Origin of the sequence: Streptomyces griseobrunneus (genome assembly GCF_046713465.1) — a bacterium.
GTDB lineage: Bacteria > Actinomycetota > Actinomycetes > Streptomycetales > Streptomycetaceae > Streptomyces > Streptomyces microflavus.
In genome coordinates, this window is sequence record NZ_CP177080.1 from 5,591,040 (window position 1) to 5,611,460 (window position 20,421).

20 protein-coding genes are annotated in these 20,421 nt (G+C 71.6%); 15 read left to right on the forward strand and 5 right to left on the reverse strand.

Annotation, left to right across the window (positions count from 1 at the left end):
- Positions 1-62 precede the first annotated feature (62 nt).
- Positions 63-794, reverse strand: coding sequence for an MBL fold metallo-hydrolase (locus ACK8N7_RS25300; protein WP_403208175.1), 732 nt, complete (start codon positions 792-794; stop codon positions 63-65).
- A gap of 162 nt (positions 795-956) precedes the next feature.
- Between ACK8N7_RS25300 and hrcA the strand changes: the two genes are divergently transcribed.
- From hrcA to ACK8N7_RS25335, 7 genes are all read left to right on the forward strand, one after another.
- Complete coding sequence (hrcA, locus tag ACK8N7_RS25305; RefSeq protein ID WP_500444219.1) at positions 957-1,973, forward strand: heat-inducible transcriptional repressor HrcA; 1,017 nt, start codon at positions 957-959, stop codon at positions 1,971-1,973.
- Positions 1,974-3,113 (forward strand): molecular chaperone DnaJ, encoded by a 1,140-nt coding sequence (dnaJ, locus tag ACK8N7_RS25310; RefSeq protein WP_015608441.1) that lies wholly within the window; start codon positions 1,974-1,976, stop codon positions 3,111-3,113. It abuts the gene before it with no gap.
- A gap of 133 nt (positions 3,114-3,246) precedes the next feature.
- Positions 3,247-4,320 (forward strand): nitronate monooxygenase, encoded by a 1,074-nt coding sequence (locus ACK8N7_RS25315; protein ID WP_403208177.1) that lies wholly within the window; start codon positions 3,247-3,249, stop codon positions 4,318-4,320.
- Entirely contained in the window at positions 4,317-5,063 is a 747-nt protein-coding gene (locus tag ACK8N7_RS25320) for a 16S rRNA (uracil(1498)-N(3))-methyltransferase (protein ID WP_403208179.1), read from the forward strand. The genes ACK8N7_RS25315 and ACK8N7_RS25320 overlap by 4 nt, the downstream gene beginning before the upstream one ends.
- 81 nt (positions 5,064-5,144) lie before the next feature.
- Positions 5,145-5,504 carry a histidine triad nucleotide-binding protein gene (locus ACK8N7_RS25325; RefSeq protein ID WP_015608438.1) on the forward strand — a complete coding sequence of 120 codons (360 nt, stop codon included), beginning with the start codon at positions 5,145-5,147 and terminating at the stop codon, positions 5,502-5,504.
- 26 nt (positions 5,505-5,530) lie between these two features.
- Positions 5,531-6,445, forward strand: coding sequence for a ribonuclease Z (locus ACK8N7_RS25330; protein WP_403208181.1), 915 nt, complete (start codon positions 5,531-5,533; stop codon positions 6,443-6,445).
- Between the two features lie 53 nt (positions 6,446-6,498).
- The gene (locus tag ACK8N7_RS25335; protein ID WP_500444220.1) at positions 6,499-7,491 is read left to right on the forward strand and encodes an adenosine deaminase; all 993 of its coding nucleotides are present in this window, start codon (positions 6,499-6,501) and stop codon (positions 7,489-7,491) included.
- Here the strand turns inward: ACK8N7_RS25335 and ACK8N7_RS25340 are convergent.
- Positions 7,455-8,816 (reverse strand): MFS transporter, encoded by a 1,362-nt coding sequence (locus tag ACK8N7_RS25340; protein WP_500444221.1) that lies wholly within the window; start codon positions 8,814-8,816, stop codon positions 7,455-7,457. The two genes, ACK8N7_RS25335 and ACK8N7_RS25340, sit on opposite strands and share 37 nt — an antisense overlap.
- Before the next feature lie 412 nt (positions 8,817-9,228).
- Here ACK8N7_RS25340 and ACK8N7_RS25345 point away from each other — a divergent pair, with 412 nt between their 5' ends.
- From ACK8N7_RS25345 to ACK8N7_RS25365, 5 genes are all read left to right on the forward strand, one after another.
- Positions 9,229-10,347: a carbohydrate kinase family protein gene (locus ACK8N7_RS25345; protein ID WP_403208187.1), complete on the forward strand. Its 1,119-nt coding sequence runs from the start codon at positions 9,229-9,231 to the stop codon at positions 10,345-10,347.
- Positions 10,348-10,488: 141 nt separating this feature from the next.
- On the forward strand, positions 10,489-12,633 hold the full coding sequence (locus ACK8N7_RS25350; RefSeq protein ID WP_403208189.1) for a PhoH family protein: 2,145 nt from the start codon (positions 10,489-10,491) through the stop codon (positions 12,631-12,633).
- 12 nt (positions 12,634-12,645) lie between these two features.
- Complete coding sequence (gene ybeY, locus ACK8N7_RS25355; RefSeq protein WP_109165754.1) at positions 12,646-13,143, forward strand: rRNA maturation RNase YbeY; 498 nt, start codon at positions 12,646-12,648, stop codon at positions 13,141-13,143.
- Positions 13,140-14,429: a hemolysin family protein gene (locus tag ACK8N7_RS25360; RefSeq protein WP_403208192.1), complete on the forward strand. Its 1,290-nt coding sequence runs from the start codon at positions 13,140-13,142 to the stop codon at positions 14,427-14,429. The genes ybeY and ACK8N7_RS25360 overlap by 4 nt, the downstream gene beginning before the upstream one ends.
- On the forward strand, positions 14,426-14,782 hold the full coding sequence (locus tag ACK8N7_RS25365) for an MmcQ/YjbR family DNA-binding protein (RefSeq protein ID WP_403208194.1): 357 nt from the start codon (positions 14,426-14,428) through the stop codon (positions 14,780-14,782). The genes ACK8N7_RS25360 and ACK8N7_RS25365 overlap by 4 nt, the downstream gene beginning before the upstream one ends.
- A gap of 78 nt (positions 14,783-14,860) precedes the next feature.
- On the opposite strand, the gene ACK8N7_RS25370 is transcribed toward ACK8N7_RS25365, so the two are convergent.
- Positions 14,861-16,285 (reverse strand): MFS transporter, encoded by a 1,425-nt coding sequence (locus ACK8N7_RS25370; protein ID WP_500444222.1) that lies wholly within the window; start codon positions 16,283-16,285, stop codon positions 14,861-14,863.
- 98 nt (positions 16,286-16,383) lie between these two features.
- On the opposite strand from ACK8N7_RS25370, the gene ACK8N7_RS25375 reads away from it, so the two are divergent.
- The 3 genes from ACK8N7_RS25375 (at position 16,384) to era (ending at position 18,803) form a co-directional block, all read left to right on the forward strand.
- Complete coding sequence (locus ACK8N7_RS25375) at positions 16,384-17,307, forward strand: helix-turn-helix transcriptional regulator (protein ID WP_403208198.1); 924 nt, start codon at positions 16,384-16,386, stop codon at positions 17,305-17,307.
- 38 nt (positions 17,308-17,345) lie between these two features.
- Entirely contained in the window at positions 17,346-17,708 is a 363-nt protein-coding gene (locus ACK8N7_RS25380; protein ID WP_403208200.1) for a cytidine deaminase-like protein, read from the forward strand.
- 120 nt (positions 17,709-17,828) lie between these two features.
- Positions 17,829-18,803, forward strand: coding sequence for a GTPase Era (gene era, locus ACK8N7_RS25385; protein ID WP_015608426.1), 975 nt, complete (start codon positions 17,829-17,831; stop codon positions 18,801-18,803).
- A 46-nt stretch (positions 18,804-18,849) separates the two neighbouring features.
- On the opposite strand, the gene ACK8N7_RS25390 is transcribed toward era, so the two are convergent.
- Complete coding sequence (locus ACK8N7_RS25390; RefSeq protein ID WP_202705062.1) at positions 18,850-19,116, reverse strand: protealysin inhibitor emfourin; 267 nt, start codon at positions 19,114-19,116, stop codon at positions 18,850-18,852.
- A 57-nt stretch (positions 19,117-19,173) separates the two neighbouring features.
- On the reverse strand, positions 19,174-20,253 hold the full coding sequence (locus ACK8N7_RS25395; protein ID WP_403208202.1) for a M4 family metallopeptidase: 1,080 nt from the start codon (positions 20,251-20,253) through the stop codon (positions 19,174-19,176).
- Between the last annotated feature and the right edge of the window lie 168 nt (positions 20,254-20,421).

Sequence of the window (20,421 nt, forward strand, 5' to 3'; positions counted from 1 at the left end):
CCGAAGATCGTCACTCCGCCCGAGAACCGTCACACCACGCTGAGAGCCGTCCCCCGGAACCCTCACCCCGCCCCGAACCGCTCCGCCAGCGACCCCCGCTGCGCCCGGACGAACGCCGCGTCCACCACCGCCCCGTGCCCCGGCACGTACACCGCGCCCTCGCCGCCCAGTTCGAGCAGCCGGTCCAGGGCGGCCGGCCAGCGGGAGGTGATCGCGTCCCGGCCCGCCTGCGGTTCGCCCGACTCCTCCACCAGGTCCCCGCAGAGCACCACCGGAGGCTCGCCGTCCGTCCCCGGCACCAGCACCGCGAGGTCATGGCCGCTGTGGCCCGGGCCCACGTTGGCCAGCAGCACCTGACGGCCGCCGCCCAGGTCCAGCGTCCACTCGCCGGTCACCTCGTGGTGCGGCACCACCAGCGTGTCCACCGCCCGGTGCGCCTCCTCCTCCGAGAGCCCGTGGTGCACGGCCGACCCGGTCAGCTCGTCCGCCGAGCGCCGCAGCAGGGCGGTGATGCCCACCGCCCCGTACACCTGGGCCCCGGCGAACGCCGCCGTACCCAGCACATGATCGAAGTGGGGGTGGCTCAGTGCGATATGCGTCACCCTCCGGCCGAGCAGGGCCTCGGCCTGCCTCCGCAGCTCGACGCCCTCGCGCAGGGTCGAGCCGGTGTCGTACAGCAGCACACCGCCGGGCCCGGCCACCAGCGCGACCGTGGCGTCCCAGCCCGGCAGGCGCCGCCGCCCGATACCGTGGCCCAACCGCTCCCAGCCGAAGTCTTCCCAAGAGACGTCCATGGGACGACGCTATCGGGGCGACCCGCGCGGTCCGGTGGCGGCGTGGCCGGTCGCCCTTGCCCCTGCCCCACCCCACCCCCGTACACTGACCGGGGGGTAACTGGCACTCGTACGCACCGAGTGCCAACAGGCACCGGGAAACAACAGCTGGAGGTGTGCGCCATGCTCAGCGAACGCAGACTGGAAGTGCTGCGCGCCATCGTCCAGGACTATGTCGGCACCGAGGAGCCCGTCGGCTCCAAGGCGCTCACGGAACGGCACCAGCTGGGGGTCTCCCCAGCCACCGTCCGCAACGACATGGCGGTGCTGGAGGACGAGGGCTTCATCGCGCAGCCGCACACGAGCGCGGGCCGCATCCCCACCGACAAGGGGTACCGCCTCTTCGTCGACAAGCTCGCCGGCGTCAAGCCGCTCTCCTCGCCCGAGCGCCGGGCCATCCAGAACTTCCTCGACGGCGCGGTCGACCTCGACGACGTGGTCGGCCGGACCGTACGGCTGCTCGCGCAGCTGACCCGGCAGGTCGCGGTGGTGCAGTACCCCTCGCTGACCCGCTCGACGGTCCGGCACGTGGAACTGCTCTCGCTCGCCCCCGCCCGGCTGATGCTGGTCCTGATCACGGACACCGGCCGGGTCGAACAGCGTATGATCGACTGCCCCGCGCCCTTCGGCGAGGCATCGCTCGCGGATCTGCGTGCCCGGCTCAACAGCCGGGTCGTCGGACGCCGCTTCGCGGATGTCCCGCAGCTGGTGCGGGAGCTGCCGGAATCCTTCGACAGCGAGGACCGCGGAACGGTTTCCACGGTCCTTACCACCCTCCTCGAAACCCTGGTCGAGGAGACGGAGGAGCGGCTGATGATCGGCGGCACCTCCAACCTCACCCGCTTCGGGCACGACTTCCCTGTGATGATCCGGCCGGTGCTGGAAGCACTGGAGGAGCAGGTCGTCCTGCTGAAGCTGCTGGGTGAGGCCACGGACTCAGCCATGACCGTACGGATCGGGCACGAGAACGCCCACGAGGGCCTCACGTCCACGTCCGTCGTTGCGGTCGGCTACGGTTCGGGCGACGAGGCAGTCGCCAAACTCGGCGTGGTCGGACCGACCCGCATGGACTACCCCGGAACGATGGGAGCGGTACGCGCAGTGGCACGTTACGTCGGACAGATCCTGGCGGAGTCGTAAGTGGCCACGGACTACTACGCCGTACTCGGCGTGCGCCGCGACGCATCTCAGGACGAGATCAAGAAGGCATTCCGTCGGCTCGCACGCGAGCTGCACCCGGATGTCAACCCGGATCCGAAGACCCAGGAGCGGTTCAAGGAGATCAACGCCGCTTACGAGGTGCTCTCGGACCCGCAGAAGAAGCAGGTCTACGACCTCGGCGGCGACCCGCTCTCCGCCAACGGCGGTGGCGGCGGCGCGGGCGGTTTCGGAGCCGGTGGCTTCGGCAACTTCTCCGACATCATGGACGCGTTCTTCGGAACTGCCTCGCAGCGCGGGCCCCGCTCGCGCACCCGCCGCGGCCAGGACGCCATGATCCGGCTGGAGATCGACCTCTCCGAGGCGGCCTTCGGCACCACCAAGGACATCCAGGTCGACACGGCCGTCGTCTGCAACACCTGCAGCGGCGAGGGCGCCGCCCCCGGCACCTCCGCCCAGACCTGTGACATGTGCCGCGGTCGCGGCGAGGTCTCGCAGGTCACCCGGTCCTTCCTGGGCCAGGTCATGACCTCGCGCCCCTGCCCGCAGTGCCAGGGCTTCGGCACGGTCGTGCCCACCCCGTGCCCGGAGTGCGCCGGCGACGGCCGCATCCGCTCGCGGCGCACGCTCACCGTCAAGATCCCGGCGGGCGTCGACAACGGCACCCGTATCCAGCTCGCCGGTGAGGGCGAGGTCGGCCCCGGCGGCGGCCCGCCCGGCGACCTGTACGTCGAGATCCACGAGCTGCCGCACGCCGTCTTCCAGCGGCGCGGCGACGACCTGCACTGCACGGTCACCATCCCGATGACCGCTGCGGCCCTCGGAACCAAGTGTCCGCTGGAGACCCTGGACGGCCTGGAGGAGATCGACATCCGGCCCGGCACCCAGTCCGGCCAGTCCGTCCCGCTGCACGGGCGGGGCATCACGCACCTGCGCGGCGGCGGCCGGGGCGACCTGATCGTGCACGTCGAGGTGACGACCCCCTCCAAGCTCGACGCGGAACAGGAGCGGCTGCTGCGGGAGTTCTCCAAGCTGCGCGGCGAGGAGCGCCCCTTGGGCCAGTTTCAGCCAGGTCAGCAGGGGCTCTTCTCCCGGCTGAAGGACGCCTTCAACGGCCGCTGAAGCGTTTTCCGCCTTTCACCGCACCGCCCATCGGTTCCGTACCGGTGGGCGGTGCGGCGTTCGGAGGGAGAACCGGTCACGCCGAACGCTGGCTGATTCGGCCCCTGTGCGACCGACGTGGCACGATGCCGTCATGTCCTCCGCGTTGACCGATCTCTGCCGGTATCCGATCGTGCAGGCCCCGATGGCGGGCGGCGCTTCCGGACCTAAGCTCGCCGCGGCCGTCGCCGAGGCGGGCGGGCTCGGATTCCTGGCCGCCGGGTACAAAACGGCGGACGGCGTGTACAACGAGATCAAACAGCTGCGCCGGCTCACCGGCGGGCCGTTCGGCGTCAACCTCTTCATGCCGCAGCCCGCGCTCGCCGACCCCAGCGCCGTCGAGGTCTACCGCCACCAGCTGGCCGGCGAGGCCACCTGGTACGAGACCCCGCTCGGCGACCCCGACAGCAGCGGCGACGACGGGTACGAGGCGAAGGTCGCCATCCTGCTGGAGGACCCCGTCCCGGTGGTCTCCTTCACCTTCGGATGCCCCACCCGCGACACTCTCGACGCCTTCGCCAAGGCCGGGACGCACACCATCGTGACGGTCACCTCCGCCGAGGAGGCCCAGGCCGCCCAGTGGGCGGGCGCCGACGCCGTCTGCGTCCAGGGCGTCGAGGCGGGCGGCCACCAGTCCACCCACCGCGACGACCCGCAGGCCGACCACACCGGCACCGGGCTGCTCACCCTCGTCACCCAGGTCCGCGAGACCGTCCAGATCCCCATCATCGCGACGGGCGGCCTGATGCGCGGCTCACAGATCGCCGCAGCCCTCGCGGCCGGCGCGGACGCCGCCCAGCTCGGCACCGCCTTCCTGATCTGCCCCGAGTCCGGGGCCCACCTGCTCCACAAGCAGGCCCTGACCAACCCGCTCTTCGTCCGCACCGAGCTGACCCGCGCCTTCTCCGGTCGGCCCGCCCGCGGCCTGGTCAACCGGTTCATCCGCGAACACGGCCCGTACGCCCCCGCCGCCTATCCCCAGGTCCACTACGTCACCAGCGGGCTGCGCCAGGCCGCCGCCAAGGCCGGGGACGCCCAGGGCATGGCCCTGTGGGCGGGGCAGGGCCACCGGATGGCCCGCGAACTGCCCGTCGGCGAGCTGATCGAACTGCTCGCCGCCGAACTGGAGGCCGCCAGGTCGGCCCTGAGCATGAGGAGCCCCCGGTGACCGCACCGGTCTTCGTCGTCGAACGGATGCCCACCGGAACGGAGTTCGTCCTCGACGGCCCCGAGGGGCGGCACGCCGTCTCCGTGAAGCGGCTCCAGACCGGCGAGGAACTCGTCCTCACCGACGGCCTCGGCCACTGGGCGGACGCCACCGTACGCACCGCCGAGGGCAAGGACCGCCTCACGGTCACCGTCCGCGGAGCCGTCCAGGAGGAGCCCGAGCCCGCGCCCCGGATCACCGTCGTCCAGGCGCTCCCCAAGGGCGACCGGGGCGAACTGGCCGTCGAGACGATGACCGAGACCGGCGTCGACGCGATCGTGCCGTGGCAGGCCGCCCGCTGCATCACCCAGTGGAAGGGCGAGCGCGGCGCCAAGGCCCTGACGAAGTGGCGCAGTACGGCACGGGAGGCGGGCAAGCAGTCCCGCCGGGTGCGCTTCCCCGAGGTCACCGAGGCCATGACGACCAAGCAGGTCGCCGCCCTCCTGTCCGACGCCGACTTCGCCGGGGTCCTGCACGAGGACCGCGACCACGACAGCACCCCCCTCGCCACCGCCGGACTCCCCGCCACCGGCACGATCGTGCTCGTCGTCGGCCCCGAGGGGGGCGTCTCCCCGCAGGAGCTGGCCGCCTTCGCGGACGCGGGCGCCCGCCCCTACCGGCTGGGCCGCAGCGTGCTGCGCACCTCCACCGCGGGGACCGCCGCGGCCGCGCTGCTCCTCGGGCGCACCGGCCGCTGGGGATGAACGGGGCCCGACGGGCCGGGGATAGCATGCCCCTGTACCGATCACCTCACTGATCACCAGCGAACGAGGAGGCCCGGCGCCATGGCGGGAGAGCCGCAGACCGACTGCCTGTTCTGCAAGATCGTCTCGGGAGACATCCCGGCGACCATCGTCCGCGAGAGCGACACGACCGTCGCCTTCCGCGACATCAACCCGCAGGCCCCGACCCACGTCCTGGTCATCCCCAAGGTCCACTACCCGGACGCCGCGACGCTGGCCGCCGCCGAACCGCAGATCGCCGCCGACGTGCTGCGCGAGGCCGGAGCGGTCGCCGCCGACGAGAAGGTGGACGGCAGCGGCTACCGGATCATCCTCAACACGGGCTCCGGCGCCGGCCAGACCGTCTTCCACGCGCACGCCCACGTCCTGGGCGGCCGCGGCCTCCAGTGGCCCCCCGGATAACGCCCGCCCCGTAGGAGCCTCTCTCAATGTCCGTACGCGAGCTGGTGGTGCTCGGCACCGCCAGTCAGGTCCCCACCCGGCACCGCAACCACAACGGCTATCTGCTGCGCTGGGACGGTCAGGGCATCCTCTTCGATCCCGGCGAGGGCACCCAGCGCCAGATGCTGCGGGCCGGGGTCGCCGCGCACGACATCGACCGGATCTGCATCACGCACTTCCACGGCGACCACTCCCTCGGACTCGCCGGGGTGATCCAGCGCATCAACCTCGACCAGGTGCCGCACCCCGTCACCGCCCACTACCCGGCGAGCGGGCAGCACTTCTTCGACCGGCTGCGGTACGCCACCGCCTACCGCGAGACCGTCGAGCTGACCCAGGCCCCGGTCGCCGGAGCCGGCGGGGTCCTCGCCACCACGGCCTCGTACACCCTGGACAGCCACAGGCTCTCGCACCCCGTCGAGTCGTACGGCTACCGCCTCACCGAGCCCGACACCCGCCGCATGCTGCCCGCCCTCCTCAAGGAGCACGGCATCGCCGGACCGGACGTCGGCCGCCTCCAGCGTGAGGGCGTCCTCGGCGGCGTAACACTGGAGCAGGTCTCCGAGCACCGGCGGGGGCAGCGGTTCGCGTTCGTCATGGACACCCGGCTCTGCGACGGGGTGTACGCGCTCGCCGAGGAGTGCGACATGCTCGTCATAGAGTCGACCTTCCTCGACGAGGACGAGAAGCTCGCCACCGACCACGGCCATCTGACCGCCGGACAGGCCGCCCGGGTGGCGAAGGAGTCGGGCGTACGCCACCTCGTGCTGACCCACTTCTCGCAGCGCTACAGCGACCTGGAACTCTTCGAGACCCAGGCCCGCGCCGCCGGGTTCGACGGCGAACTCACCGTCGCGCAGGACCTGATCCGGGTCCCGCTCCCCACCCGGCACCACCACTGACCCACCGGCACCACCGTTGTGAACCCACCCGGCACCACCGTTTGCGAGACACCGTGCACCTCCCCAAGGCAGAACTCCACCTCCACATCGAAGGCACCCTCGAACCCGAGCTCGCCTTCGCCCTCGCGGAACGCAACGGGGTGACCCTGCCGTACGCCACCACCGACGAGCTGCGCAGGGCCTACCAGTTCGACGACCTCCAGTCCTTCCTGGACCTCTACTACGCGCTCATGGCCGTGCTGCGTACGGAGGAGGACTTCACCGAACTCGCCGACGCCTACCTGGCCCGCGCCGCCGCCCAGGGCGTCCGGCACGCCGAGATCTTCTTCGACCCGCAGGCCCACACCGCCCGCGGTGTCCCGATCGGCACGGTCATCGAAGGGCTGAGCCGGGCGCTGGAGCGCAGCGAGGAGACCCACGGCATCTCCACCCAGCTCATCCTCTGCTTCCTGCGCGACCTCTCCGCCGAAGCCGCCCTGGGCACCCTCGACGCGGCCCGCCCCTACCTGCACCGGATCAGCGCCGTCGGCCTGGACTCCGCCGAGGTCGGCCACCCGCCAGCCAAGTTCCGCGAGGTGTACGAGGAGGCCACCGCGCTCGGACTGCGCAAGGTGGCCCACGCGGGGGAGGAGGGGCCGCCGGAGTACATCAGGGAGGCCCTGGACGTCCTCGGCGTCGAGCGCGTCGACCACGGGCTGCGCTGTATGGAGGACCCGGAGCTGGTGGCGCGGCTGGTCGCGGACCGGGTGCCGCTGACGCTGTGCCCGCTCTCCAACGTACGGCTGCGCACGGTCGACACGCTCAAGGACCACCCGCTGCCGGAGATGATGGCCGCGGGGCTCCTGTGCACGGTCAACTCCGACGACCCCGCCTACTTCGGCGGGTACGCCGGGGACAACTTCGACGCCGTCCGCGACGCCCTCGCCCTGGACCCCGAGCAGCTGCGGACCCTGGCCCGCAACTCCTTCGAGGCGGCCTTCCTCGACCACGACGAGGAGCGCCGGGCGCGCTACCTGTCCGAGGTCGAGGCGTACGCGTTCGACTGACCGGGCCCGCCGTCCGGACCGGCCGTCCGGATCGCGCTGCGCACCAGCCGCCTGCGCCGCAGGGCCGGTACGCGGAGCTCCGTGACGGCCTGCTCCGGTGAACCGAGCTTCGGCACGGCACCGGACAGGCTGCCGGTGGTGGCGGCGAGCAGGGCGGCCGGGGCGCCACCGCGGCGGCGGACCGAGCCGGGCACCAGCGGACGCCCACCGGTGTGCAGCGCCACGGCGGTGACGGGCGCGGCGACCAGCAGGGTTGCCACGCCCAGGATCAGCCCCATCGCCGGGTAGCCGGCCTCCTCGGAGAGCACGCTGCCCAGGAGCGGGCCGCAGGCCACGCCCACCGAGGACGCCGAGCCCGCCAGGACCGCCCAGCGGCCGCGTACGTCCAGGGAGGCGGCCAGGCCGATCAGGTAGGAGAGGACCACCGGGTAGACGGTGTTCCACAGGATCTCGCCGGTCGCGAACGAACCGAGGTCCCGGGCCGAGGAGCTGACCACGATGCTCCCCGCGATGACCACGGTCCCCAGCCCGATCGGCACCGCCCTGCCCAGCCGCGCGCCGAGCACCCCGGCGCCCATGACACCCAGCAGACCCGCGCCGAGGGCGGCGGCGAAGACCGCGCCGACGGTGACCTCGGTCAGCCCCGCCTGCACAACGCCGATGCGGCTGCTGACACCCCACAGCGCGTTCTGCGCCATGGACCAGACGAGCATCCCGCCCGCCAGGACGAGACCGGAGCGGCGGTGCGGCAGCCGGCCGGTGATCTGCGAGGTCGACTCCTCGGTGGCCGTGGGGCCGTTCAGCCGTCCGGTCGCGGGCCAGACGAGGAGGGCGACCAGGGCGATCGCGGCGAAGGGGAGCCGGTGGCCGCCGCCGAGGTGCGGGATCGTCAGATAGAGGGCGCCCGCCGTGGCGGAGACGGTGAGCAGCCCGAGCGAGGACGTCCGGTGCGGGTCGCGCTGCGCGGCGATCCCGGCCGCGGCGACCGCCGTCGCCGCCCCCGAGCCGAAGCCGCCGACCACCACGGAGAGCACCACCAGCGGCACGGACCCGGCCAGCGCGGCACAGCCGTACCCCGCGACGGCCAGCACCAGACCGACGCGGGCAGGGGTGCGGGACCCGTACCGCTCGACCCGTCCCGCCAGGGTGAAGCCGGCGCTCGCCGAACTCAGCAGCAGAGCGCTGCCGACCAGACCCGCCTGCGCGGGACTCAGCCCGAGATGGACGCTGAGGCGGCCGACGATGGTGGGAAGCAGATAAGAGGCGAGGTAACCGGCGGTGAAGACGGCGACCAGAGGCCACGCGGCGCGGGGGCGCGAGGACATGGGCGTTCCTGAAGACATGCCTGAGCAGGCAGGGGGGAGGGGGAGGCAACACAGGGCACGCCCGAGAAGGGCAGCGCGAAGCAAGCGGGGAATGCGAGAATACGGGGAGGGGTATGGCTAGATAAGCGGAGATACGGGGAAGTGCGGCTCTCGTCGGACAACGTCCCCGAAGGTGCTCGCGGGGCAATTTGTATCAAGCGCTCCCGGCCGACCGAAAGCCGCCCCGATGTGATCTGGGTCACTTATGCGTTTATGCACTCCGGGCCCGGGTAGCGGCGCATGTTTATGCAGGTCAGGATCGGCTGTCGGCCCTCTCCCCATCGGCGGGGGAGGCCCCGCCCCTGGCCCCGAATCGGGCAGACTGGCCGGATCTCACACTGTCCAGATCTGCCGCACGGCCGGGGAGCGCACGGTGAGCACTGACACTCCAGGGATCGACCCGCTGCTGGCGCTGCGCGCCCCGCAGGACCCCGCCTGCGACGTCTTCCTGACGGGCACGGTCTTCCTCGACATCATCTTCACCGGCCTCGACAGCGCCCCCGTGCGCGGCACCGAGTCCTGGGCCCGCGGGATGGGCTCCAGCCCCGGCGGCGTCGCCAACATGGCCACCGCGCTCGCCCGGCTCGGCCTGCGCACCTCCCTCGCCGCCGCCTTCGGCGACGACCACTACGGCGAGTACTGCTGGGACGCCCTCGAACAGGGCGAGGGCATCGACCTGTCGATGTCGCACACCGTCCCCGGCTGGCACTCCCCGGTCACCGTCTCCATGGCGTACGAGGGGGAGCGCACGATGGTCTCCCACGGCCACGAGGCCCCGGCCCCTCCGGCCGTTCCGGGGCAGGCCACCGCCGCCCCGAATCCGGCGTTCCCCCAGTGCCCGCCGCGCGCCCGCGCGGCCATCGCCTCGCTCGCCCCCGGCCGCAGCGAACCCTGGGTGGCCACCGCCGCCCGGCACGGCGCGCTGATCTTCGCCGACGTCGGCTGGGACGAGACCGGCCGCTGGGACCTGGACGCGCTGCCCGACCTGGCGCACTGCGAGGCGTTCCTGCCCAACGCCGAGGAGGCCATGCGCTACACCCGCACCGACTGCCCGCGCGCCGCCGCCCACGCACTGGCCGAACGCGTCCCGCTCGCCGTGGTCACCCTGGGTGCCGAGGGCGCGTACGCCGTCGACGGACGCACCGGCGTCAGCGCCCAGGTGCCCGCCATCGAGGTGGAGGCGCTCGACCCGACCGGCGCCGGGGACGTCTTCGTGGCCGGATTCGTCACCGGCACCCTCGCCGACTGGCCGCTCGCCGACCGGCTCGCCTTCGCCGGGCTGACCGCCGCCCTCTCGGTCCAGGAGTTCGGCGGCTCGCTCTCCGCACCCGGCTGGGCCGAGATCGCCGCCTGGTGGCAGCGGATCCGCACCTGCGAGAGCCAGGACCCCACCGCCCTGGAGCGGTACGCGTTCCTGGAGGAGCTGCTCCCCACCACGGCCCGCGCCTGGCCGCTGCGGCGCGCGGTCCCCACGATCGGCTTCCGCCAGTGAGCGGGCCCGGGAACGCCCCGCAGCACGGCCGGTAAAACCTCTCGGAGTTGTCACTGCCAGGTCGTAGGCTTGGTAATCCAGAGGTTGTCGAGCAGCGAGAACCCTGCAACGGGAGGTATGCGCAGGCCCTAGGGCCGGCCCATGACTCAGACACCCACACAGCCGCAGGCGCGTGCCCAGATCCGGATTCCGGCCGCACACCCCATGGTGATGCTCCTCGGATCGGGTGACTCGCTGTTGCGCGTGATCGAAGAGGCCTTCCCGGCGGCCGACATCCATGTCCGGGGCAACGAGATCAGCGCCACGGGCGAGGCGGCCGACGTCGCCCTCATCCAACGCCTGTTCGACGAGATGATGCTCGTGCTCCGCACCGGAGCGCCGATGACGGAGGACGCAGTGGAACGGTCGATCGCCATGCTCAGGGCGGCCGGTACCGGACAGGGAGAGCCCCAGGGCGAGACGCCCGCCGAGGTGCTGACGCAGAACATCCTCTCCAGCCGCGGCCGCACCATCCGCCCGAAGACGCTCAACCAGAAGCGGTATGTCGACGCGATCGACGAGCACACGATCGTCTTCGGCATCGGCCCCGCCGGCACCGGCAAGACGTACCTCGCCATGGCCAAGGCGGTCCAGGCCCTGCAGTCCAAGCAGGTCAGCCGCATCATCCTGACCCGCCCCGCGGTCGAGGCGGGGGAGCGGCTCGGCTTCCTCCCGGGCACACTCTTCGACAAGATCGACCCGTATCTGCGCCCGCTCTACGACGCCCTGCACGACATGCTCGACCCGGACTCGATCCCGCGGCTGATGGCGGCGGGCACGATCGAGGTGGCGCCACTGGCGTACATGCGCGGCCGCGCGCAACCGGTCTTCACCAACGTGCTGACGCCCGACGGTTGGCGGCCCATCGGCAGCCTTGAGGTGGGTGACCTCGTCATCGGCTCCAACGGCGAGCCGACCCCGGTCCTCGGCGTCTACCCGCAGGGCGAGAAGGACATCTACCGCGTCAGCGCCCAGGACGGTTCCTGGACGCTGTGCTGCGGCGAGCACCTGTGGACGGTCCGGACGGCGTCCGACCGTCGCCGGGACAAGCCATGGCGGGTCTTGGAGACCAAGGAGATGATCGGCAACCTCCGAGCGGCGCACGCGCGCCGTTACGAGCTGCCGATGCTGACCGCGCCCGTCAGCTTCCCCGAGCGCGAGGTCCCGATGGACCCGTACGCACTGGGTCTGCTGCTGGGTGACGGCTGCCTCACCGGTTCCACCACACCGTCGTTCGCCACTGCGGACCAGGAGCTTGCCGAAGCGCTGCAAGGAGCACTCACCGGCGTCACTCTGCGCCACATGGGCGGGCCGGACCATGTGCTGAACCGGACCAAGGCGCCGGGCGATGTGGTGACACTGGAGAACCCTGTCACCGCGATCCTGCGTCAGCTGGACCTTCTCGGGAGCCGGTCCCACTCGAAGTTCGTTCCGGACGCCTATCTGCACAATTCCGCCGAGGTCCGCCACGGCGTGCTCCAAGGCCTCCTCGACGCCGATGGCGGTCCGGTCACGCAGTCGGACCGCACCTGCCGTATCCAGTACTCGACCGCCTCGATCGCCCTTCGCGACGATGTGATCGCACTGGTCCAGTCGCTCGGTGGAGTCGCCTACACGCGCCGCCGGCCGGCGGCGGGCCGGGCGCCCGGACTTGCCAAGGGCCGGCCGGTCCACCACCGCTACGACGCCCACATCGTCGACATCCGTCTCCCCGAGGGCATCGAGCCCTTCCGGCTCGCCCGCAAGGCTGAGAAGTACCGGGCGGCCGGCAGCGGTGGCCGCCCGATGCGATTCATCGACAGCATCGAACCGGCCGGGCGTGAAGAGGCCGTCTGCATCCAGGTGGCGGCGGAGGACTCGCTGTACGTCACTCAGGACTACCTGCTGACGCACAACACGCTCAATGACGCCTTCATCATCCTCGACGAGGCGCAGAACACCAGCGCCGAGCAGATGAAGATGTTCCTCACCCGCCTCGGCTTCGACTCCAAGATCGTCGTCACCGGTGACGTCACCCAGGTCGACCTGCCGAGCGGCACCAAGAGCGGGCTGCGGCAGGTCCAGGACATCCTGGAGGGCCTGGACGACGTGCACTTCTCCCGTCTCACCTCGCAGGATGTCGTCCGGCACAAGCTCGTCGGCCGTATCGTCGACGCGTACGAGAAGTACGACAGCCGAAACGGTCAACAGGACGGTCAGGCGGACGGCCGGGAAGACGGCCGACGCGACCGCCGAAAAGGGAAGTAGTCGCAGCGCACCATGTCGATCGATGTCAACAACGAGTCCGGAACCGAGGTCGACGAGCAGGCGATCCTCGACATCGCCCGCTACGCACTGGCCCGGATGCGGATCCACCCGCTGTCCGAGCTCTCGGTGATCGTGGTGGACACCGACGCCATGGAGCAGCTGCACATCCAGTGGATGGACCTCCCCGGTCCGACCGACGTCATGTCCTTCCCGATGGACGAGCTCCGTCCGCCGGCCAAGGACGAGGAGGAGCCCCCGCAGGGGCTCCTCGGTGACATCGTGCTCTGCCCGGAGGTCGCGAAGAAGCAGGGCGAAGAGGCGCCGACGCAGCACTCCATGGACGAGGAGCTCCAGCTCCTGACCGTCCACGGGGTGCTGCACCTGCTGGGGTACGACCACGAGGAGCCGGACGAGAAGGCCGAGATGTTCGGCCTCCAGGCCGCCATCGTGGACGGCTGGCGCGGTGAGCACGGGCTCACCGGCGCGTCCCCCGCCCCCACCGTCTCGTGATCGCCCCCCTGATCACCGGAGCCGTCCTGCTGGTCGTCGTCGGCTGGCTGGCCGCCTGCGCCGAGGCGGGCATCGCCCGTACGTCGAGCTTCCGGGCGGACGAGGCCGTCCGGGCCGGGCGGCGCGGCAGCGCGAAGCTGGCGCAGGTCGCCGCCGACCCGGTGCGCTATCTCAACGTCGCCCTGCTGGTGCGGGTCGCCTGCGAGATGTCGGCCGGGGTGCTGGTCACCTACGTCTGCCTGCAGAAGTTCCCGGAGACCTGGGAGGCGCTCGCCTTCGCGATGGGCGTGATGGTCCTCGTCAGCTATGTCGCCATCGGGGTCTCCCCGCGCACCATCGGCCGCCAGCACCCGCTGAACACGGCGACCGCCTCGGCGTACGTGCTGCTGCCACTGGCCCGGATCATGGGCCCGATCCCGCAGCTGCTGATCCTCATCGGCAACGCGCTCACCCCGGGCAAGGGGTTCCGCAAGGGCCCGTTCGCCAGCGAGGCCGAGCTGCGCGCCATGGTCGACCTCGCCGAGGCCGAGTCGCTGATCGAGGACGACGAGCGCCGCATGGTGCACTCCGTCTTCGAGCTGGGCGACACCCTGGTGCGCGAGGTGATGGTGCCGCGCACCGACCTGGTCTCCATCGAGCGCTACAAGACGATCCGTCAGGCCCTCACCCTCGCCCTGCGCTCCGGTTTCTCCCGGATCCCGGTCACCGGGGAGAACGAGGACGACATCGTGGGGATCGTCTACCTCAAGGACCTGGTCCGCAAGACCCACATCAACCGCGAGTCCGAGGCCGACCCGGTCTCCACCGCGATGCGCCCGGCCGCCTTCGTCCCCGACACCAAGAACGCCGGGGACCTGCTGCGCGAGATGCAGCGGGACCGCAGCCATGTCGCCGTCGTCATCGACGAGTACGGCGGCACGGCGGGCATCGTCACCATCGAGGACATCCTGGAGGAGATCGTCGGCGAGATCACCGACGAGTACGACCGCGAGCTGCCGCCCGTCCAGGAGCTGGAGAACGGCTGCTACCGGGTTACCGCCCGGCTCGACATCGGGGACCTCGGCGACCTCTTCGGGCTCGACGAGTACGACGACGAGGACGTGGAGACCGTCGGCGGGCTGCTCGCCAAGGCGCTCGGCCGGGTTCCGATCGCCGGTGCGTCGGCCGTCGTCGAGCTGCCCGACAGCCGAAAGCTCCGGCTCACCGCCGAGTCCCCGGCCGGCCGCCGGAACAAGATCGTCACGGTGCTGGTGGAGCCCGAGGAGAAGGAAGCGGAGACGGTATGACGCCCGAGCGGCTGCGCGCCTTCTGCCTGGAGTTCAACGCGAGCGTGGAGGAGTTCCCGTTCGGACCCGAGACCTCGGTCTTCAAGGTGCTCGGCAAGCTGTTCGCCCTCACCGCGCTGGACGCGCGGCCGCTGACGGTCAACCTCAAGTGCGACCCGGACGAGGCCGTCCGGCTCCGCGAGGAGCACCCGGCGGCGATCGTGCCCGGCTGGCACATGAACAAGCGCCACTGGAACACGGTGACCGTCTCCGGCGTCCCGGACCGGCTGCTGCGCGAGCTGATCGAGGACTCCTACGACCTGGTGGTCGCCGGACTCCCGAAGGCGGAGCGGCTGAAGCTGGACCGCCCTTAGGGCGTGTCCGGCGGGGTTACGTGGACGGGCCCGCTCCTCCCCCGTGGGGAGCGGGCCCGTCCACGTACCGGCACAGGGTCAGCCGCGGCGCAGCCCCGCCGCCACCGCCGCGCCCGCCGCCAGCAGGACGGCCGCCGCGATCGCCACCACCGTCCGTACGCCGTCGAACAGCCCGCCCTGCGTCGTCGCCAGCACCCCCAGCAGCGGGATGCCGACCGTCAGCCCCACCTGCTGGGTCGTGGTGACCAGCCCGGTCGCGAGCCCCTGCTCCTCGTTCGGGACACCGGACGTCACGGTCAGGCCGTACGCGATGATCGCGCCCAGATGGCACATGCTCGCCAGGGACACCGCCGCCGTGGCCAGCCAGACCCCCGCATCCGTGCCGAGCCCCAGCAGCGCGCCGATGAACAGCCCCTGGCCCAGCAGCGACACCACCAGGGTCCGGCGCGCGCCGATCCGGCCGATCAGCCTCGGCGCGTACATCCCCGCCACCACCGACAGCACGCCCTGCACCCCGAAGACGAGCCCGGTGGCGAACGGCGAGAGGCCCAGGACCTCCTGGAGGTAGAGCGTCAGGACGAACACGACGGTGCTCATCATCGAGAAGGTGACGAGTCCGCCCAGATTGCCGAACGCCACCGTCCGCCGCCGCAGCATCGGCAGCGAGACCAGCGGGGCCGCCGCACGGGACTCCACGACCACGAACGCGGCCAGCAGACCGACGCCGAGGACCAGGGTGACGAGCACGTCCGCGCCGCCGAAGCCGTGCTCCGCCGCCGTGGACAGGGAGTAGATCAGCGCCAGCAGACCACCGGTGACGGCGACCGCGCCCGGTACGTCGAGCCGGGGGCGGTCCGGCGTACGCGACTCCTCCAGAACCTTCGGGGCCAGCACCAGCACCACCACCGAGGCCACGGTCAGCAGGCCCATCGTGGAGCGCCAGCCCAGCGTGTCGGTGAGGACGCCGCCCGCCACCATGCCCACCGTGAAGCCGAGCGAGAGCAGGGTCCCGCTGATCCCGAGCGCCCGGTCCCGCAGCGGGCCCTCCGGGAACGTGGTGGTCAGCAGGGACATCCCGGTCGGCACGATCACCGCTGCCCCGAGGCCCTGGAGCGCCCGCCCTGCGAGGAAGGAGGCCGGGTCCCAGGCCAGGGTCGCCAGCAGCGAGGAGGCGCCGAAGAGGGTGAGCCCGGCGAGGAACAGCCGGCGCCGCCCGTACAGATCGGCGATCCTCCCGAACAGCAGCAGGAACCCGCCCGACGGCAGCGCGAACGCGGTCACCGCCCACTGGAGCCCCGAGGTGGAGAGCCCCAGGTCCGCACCCAGGACAGGCAGGGCCACATTCAGTACGGAGAAGTCGAGCGCCACCATGAACTGGGCGGCGCACAGCACGAAGAGGACGAGCCGGGCGCGGCCGGAGAGCCGGGCCGGGGGTGCGGGTGCGGGGGCCGGGGGGAGCGGGGGAGCTGAGGTGACAGGGGTTCCAGGGGTTTCGATCGCCATGGGCCCCACCCTGCGGCGGCCGGAATATCCGTGGGGAGCGGGAACTTATCCTGTTGCCCGCACCACCAGGCAGGCGCACCACAACACAGGGGGAGTACGTGGCCACACCGGCCCGGCAGGCGACGGACGACACCAGAACCCGGCAGGCGACGGACGACACCAAGGCCCACCGGCTCGCGGAGCTGCGGGAGTTCCTCAGGAGCCGCCGGGCGCGCGTCACCCCGGCCGCCGCGGGCCTCCCGGACGGCGGTGCCCGCCGGCGTACGCCCGGTCTGCGCCGGGAGGAGGTCGCCGTCCTCGCGGGCGTCGGCGTCTCCTGGTACCAGTGGCTGGAGCAGGGCCGCGACATCACCGTCTCGCCGCAGGTGCTGGACGCCGTCGCCCGGGTGCTGCGCCTCAGCAGCGCCGAGCGCCGCCATCTGTACGTCCTCGCCGGGCTGAACGCGCCCCCGTTGGAGGTCGATCCGGCGCACGCCGACATGTGCGACGGGCTGACCCGGCTGATCGAGGCGTGGATGCCGTACCCGGCCCACATCATGGACCGGTACTGGAACACCGTCCTCCACAACGACGCGGCCGCCGCGGTCCTCGGTATGCGCCCCGGCATCCGGCAGAACTGTCTGATCGACTTCTTCACCGACCCGGTCTACCGGGCGCGGACCGGGCCGAGCTGGGCGGCGCTCGCCCCGCAGGTGGTGGCCCAGTTCCGGGCGGCCTGCTCGGAGTGCCCGGACGACGACGGCTTCCGGGCCGTCGTGGAGGAGGCGAAGGCGGCCAGCGAGCTCTTCGCCGAACTGTGGGAGCGGCGCGACATCGTGCCCGCCGGGCAGAACCGCAAGGAGGTGGAGCACCCGCTCGTCGGCCGGCTGTTCCTGGAGGCGACCCAGCTGCGGGTGCCCGCCCGGCCGGACCTGGCGATCGTGCTGCACATCCCGCTGCCGGACACCGGGAGCGAGGCCAAGCTCCAGTGGCTCGCCTCGCCCGAGGGGCGGCGCGGCTCGATGTACCCGGTGCCGGGGTGAGTGGATCCGCACGGTCCGGTGCTTCGTATGCTCGTGCCATGACCGATACCACCGACACCACCGCCCTCGACGCCGAGGACCGCAAGATCGTCACCCTGGCGCGCAGCGCCCGCGCCCGCAACGGTGTGGCCGAGGGCGCCGCCGTACGGGACGAGACGGGACGTACATATGTGGCGGGCACCGTGGCGCTGGAGTCGCTGAAACTGAGCGCCCTGCGGACCGCCGTCGCCATGGCCGTCGCCAGCGGCGCCACCTCGCTGGAGGCCGCGGCCGTCGTCTCCGCCGCCGAGACCCCCGCCGACGAGGACCGCGCGGCCGTACGGGACCTGGGCGGGCCGGAGACGCCGGTGCTCCTCGCGGGCCCGGACGGCACCCTGCGGCTGCGGGTCACAGCGGGCTGACGGACCGGCCCGGGCGGCGGTTCCGTACGGCCTTCCGGCGCGTCCGCGGGGCCCTCCCGACCGGCCTCCCGGCGCGTCCGGGCGGACCGCTGTTCGGGAGTGCCGCCGCGATCGGGGAGAATGGTCGCCATGAGCGCTCGCCCGAACCAAGAATCCGCTGCCCAGCAGACGGAGACCACCTCCCCCCACCGGGCCGGCTTCGCCTGCTTCGTGGGCCGCCCCAACGCGGGCAAGTCCACCCTGACGAACGCTCTGGTCGGTCAGAAGGTGGCGATCACCTCCAACCGCCCCCAGACCACCCGGCACACCGTGCGCGGCATCGTGCACCGGGACGACGCGCAGCTGATCCTGGTCGACACCCCCGGCCTCCACAAGCCGCGCACGCTCCTCGGCGAGCGGCTGAACGACGTGGTGCGCACCACCTGGGCCGAGGTCGACGTCATCGGCTTCTGCCTGCCCGCCGACCAGAAGCTCGGCCCGGGCGACAAATACATCATCAAGGAGCTCGCGGGGATCAAGAAGACCCCCAAGATCGCCATCATCACCAAGACCGACCTGGTCGAGTCGAAGGCGCTGGCCGAACAGCTCCTCGCCGTCTCCGCGCTCTCCGACGAGCTCGGCTTCGAGTGGGCCGAGATCATCCCGGTCTCGGCGGTCAAGGACCAGCAGGTCGGCCTGCTCGCCGACCTCATCGCACCGCTGCTCCCGGAGAGCCCGCCGCTCTACCCGGAGGGCGACCTCACCGACGAGCCGGAGATGGTCATGGTCGCGGAGCTGATCCGCGAGGCCGCGCTGGAGGGCGTACGCGACGAGCTGCCGCACTCCATCGCGGTCGTCGTCGAGGAGATGCTGCCCCGCGAGAACCGTCCGGCGGACAAGCCGCTGCTGGACATCCACGCCAACGTCTACATCGAGCGCCCCAGCCAGAAGGGCATCATCATCGGCCCGAAGGGCCAGCGGCTGAAGGACGTCGGCACCAAGTCGCGCAAGCACATCGAGGCGCTGCTCGGCACGCCGGTCTTCCTGGACCTGCATGTGAAGGTCGCGAAGGACTGGCAGCGCGACCCGAAGCAGCTGCGCAAGCTCGGGTTCTAGAAGCCTCCTCCCGGGTTCCGGAAGCCTCCTGAAGAAGGCGCCGGTCTCACGCGCCCTCCTTGAGGATGCGTGAGACCAGCGTGCGCTGGGCCCCGGTCAGATCGGGGTCAGCGCAGTACACGGTGCGGTCCCCGACCGTGATCCGGTAGCGGAACCCGTCCGGCACCCCGGACGGCGGCGCGTCCGGGGTGCCGGCGAGGACCTCCTGGGCGAGCGACTCCCACTCCGTGGCGTCCTCCCGACCCTCGGTGTCGACCTCGTGGTGGCGGGAGATGCCGGCGAAGCCGCCGGTGCGGGTGACCTGAATAAGCATGGGGTCCTGTCTAGCCGGGGTCGGTCGCGGGCTCAAGCCCGCCTCGCTCCGGCCCGCTCACTCCGCCGTGGGAACGCCCACCTCGGACCAGGCCTTCAGCACCGCCTCCCGCTCACCGCGCTCGCCGAAGCGGTCGCCCGCCGCCGCGACCGTCAGCCGGGCGAACTCGGCGAAGTCCGCGGTGGCCGTCAGCTCGCCGCCGGTCAGCACGTCGAACCAGATCTGCCCGGCCCGCTCCCAGGCGTTGCCGCCCAGTGCGGTGGCCAGGAGGTAGAAGGCGCGGTTGGGGATGCCGGAGTTGATGTGGACCCCGCCGTTGTCCTCCTCCGTCTCGACGTACTCCTCCATCGACGCGGGCTGCGGGTCCTTGCCGAGCAAATCGTCGTCGTACGCCGTGCCGGGGGCCTTCATCGAGCGCAGGGCGTCCCCGCTGACCCGGGGCGCCAGCAGCCCCGCGCCGATCAGCCAGTCGGCCTGCTCGGCGCTCTGGCCCAGCGAGTACTGCTTGACCAGCGAGCCGAAGACGTCGGAGACGGATTCGTTGAGCGCGCCCGACTGGCCCTCGTAGCGCAGGTTGGCGGTGTACTGGGTGAGGCCGTGGGCCAGTTCGTGGGCGATGACGTCGATGGCGTAGGTGAAGTCGAGGAAGATCTCCCCGTCACCGTCGCCGAAGACCATCTGCTCGCCGTCGAAGAACGCGTTGTTGTACTCGTGGCCGTAGTGCACGGAGCCGATGAGCGGCAGGCCCTTGCCGTCGATCGAACTGCGCCCGTACGCGGAGAGCAGCAGTTCGAAGGTGGCGCCGAGTCCGGCGTACGCGCGGTTGACGCTGGCGTCCGAGGTGGGCTTCTCGCCCTCGTCGCGGACCTGGCGGCCGGGCAGGGAGGTGCCGTTCTCGCAGTCGTACAGGGTGCGGTGGGGCTTGGTGGGGACCGCGCCCGCCGTGGGGGTGGCGGGCGCGGCGGCCAGGGCCGTCAGCCGGCGGCGGTTGCGGCGGAGGCCGTCGGCCTCCAGTGTGCGGCGGGCGGGGTCGGCCAGCCGGGCGTCGCCGGAGTGCGACAGCTTGTCGAGGACGTGGGGCGGCACGATGGTGCAGAAGACGGGGTGGAGCCCGTCTTCGTTGGTTCGAGGCTGCATGACATCGACTGTGGCACTCCGTCACCGTCCTGTCACTGGTTGCGATGATGATTGACGAAATGGAGTGATGAGTCACCGTTTTCCCCTCATCGATGCCCGGTCCCGCATACTGATACGGACCGACACCCCGGGCCACCCTCGGCTAGGCTCGTCGCATCATGCGTTTCG

Coding starts and splice junctions, on each gene's coding strand:
- ybeY (WP_109165754.1), top strand. CDS start 12,646: ATGTCGATCGATGTCAACAACGAGTCCGGAACCGAGGTCGACGAGCAG.
- ACK8N7_RS25325 (WP_015608438.1), top strand. CDS start 5,145: ATGGCGGGAGAGCCGCAGACCGACTGCCTGTTCTGCAAGATCGTCTCG.
- ACK8N7_RS25330 (WP_403208181.1), top strand. CDS start 5,531: ATGTCCGTACGCGAGCTGGTGGTGCTCGGCACCGCCAGTCAGGTCCCC.
- ACK8N7_RS25390 (WP_202705062.1), bottom strand. CDS start 19,116: ATGCTTATTCAGGTCACCCGCACCGGCGGCTTCGCCGGCATCTCCCGC.
- ACK8N7_RS25340 (WP_500444221.1), bottom strand. CDS start 8,816: ATGTCCTCGCGCCCCCGCGCCGCGTGGCCTCTGGTCGCCGTCTTCACC.
- ACK8N7_RS25365 (WP_403208194.1), top strand. CDS start 14,426: ATGACGCCCGAGCGGCTGCGCGCCTTCTGCCTGGAGTTCAACGCGAGC.
- ACK8N7_RS25315 (WP_403208177.1), top strand. CDS start 3,247: ATGTCCTCCGCGTTGACCGATCTCTGCCGGTATCCGATCGTGCAGGCC.
- hrcA (WP_500444219.1), top strand. CDS start 957: ATGCTCAGCGAACGCAGACTGGAAGTGCTGCGCGCCATCGTCCAGGAC.
- ACK8N7_RS25300 (WP_403208175.1), bottom strand. CDS start 794: ATGGACGTCTCTTGGGAAGACTTCGGCTGGGAGCGGTTGGGCCACGGT.
- ACK8N7_RS25370 (WP_500444222.1), bottom strand. CDS start 16,285: ATGGCGATCGAAACCCCTGGAACCCCTGTCACCTCAGCTCCCCCGCTC.
- ACK8N7_RS25380 (WP_403208200.1), top strand. CDS start 17,346: ATGACCGATACCACCGACACCACCGCCCTCGACGCCGAGGACCGCAAG.
- ACK8N7_RS25350 (WP_403208189.1), top strand. CDS start 10,489: ATGACTCAGACACCCACACAGCCGCAGGCGCGTGCCCAGATCCGGATT.
- ACK8N7_RS25395 (WP_403208202.1), bottom strand. CDS start 20,253: ATGCAGCCTCGAACCAACGAAGACGGGCTCCACCCCGTCTTCTGCACC.
- era (WP_015608426.1), top strand. CDS start 17,829: ATGGTCGCCATGAGCGCTCGCCCGAACCAAGAATCCGCTGCCCAGCAG.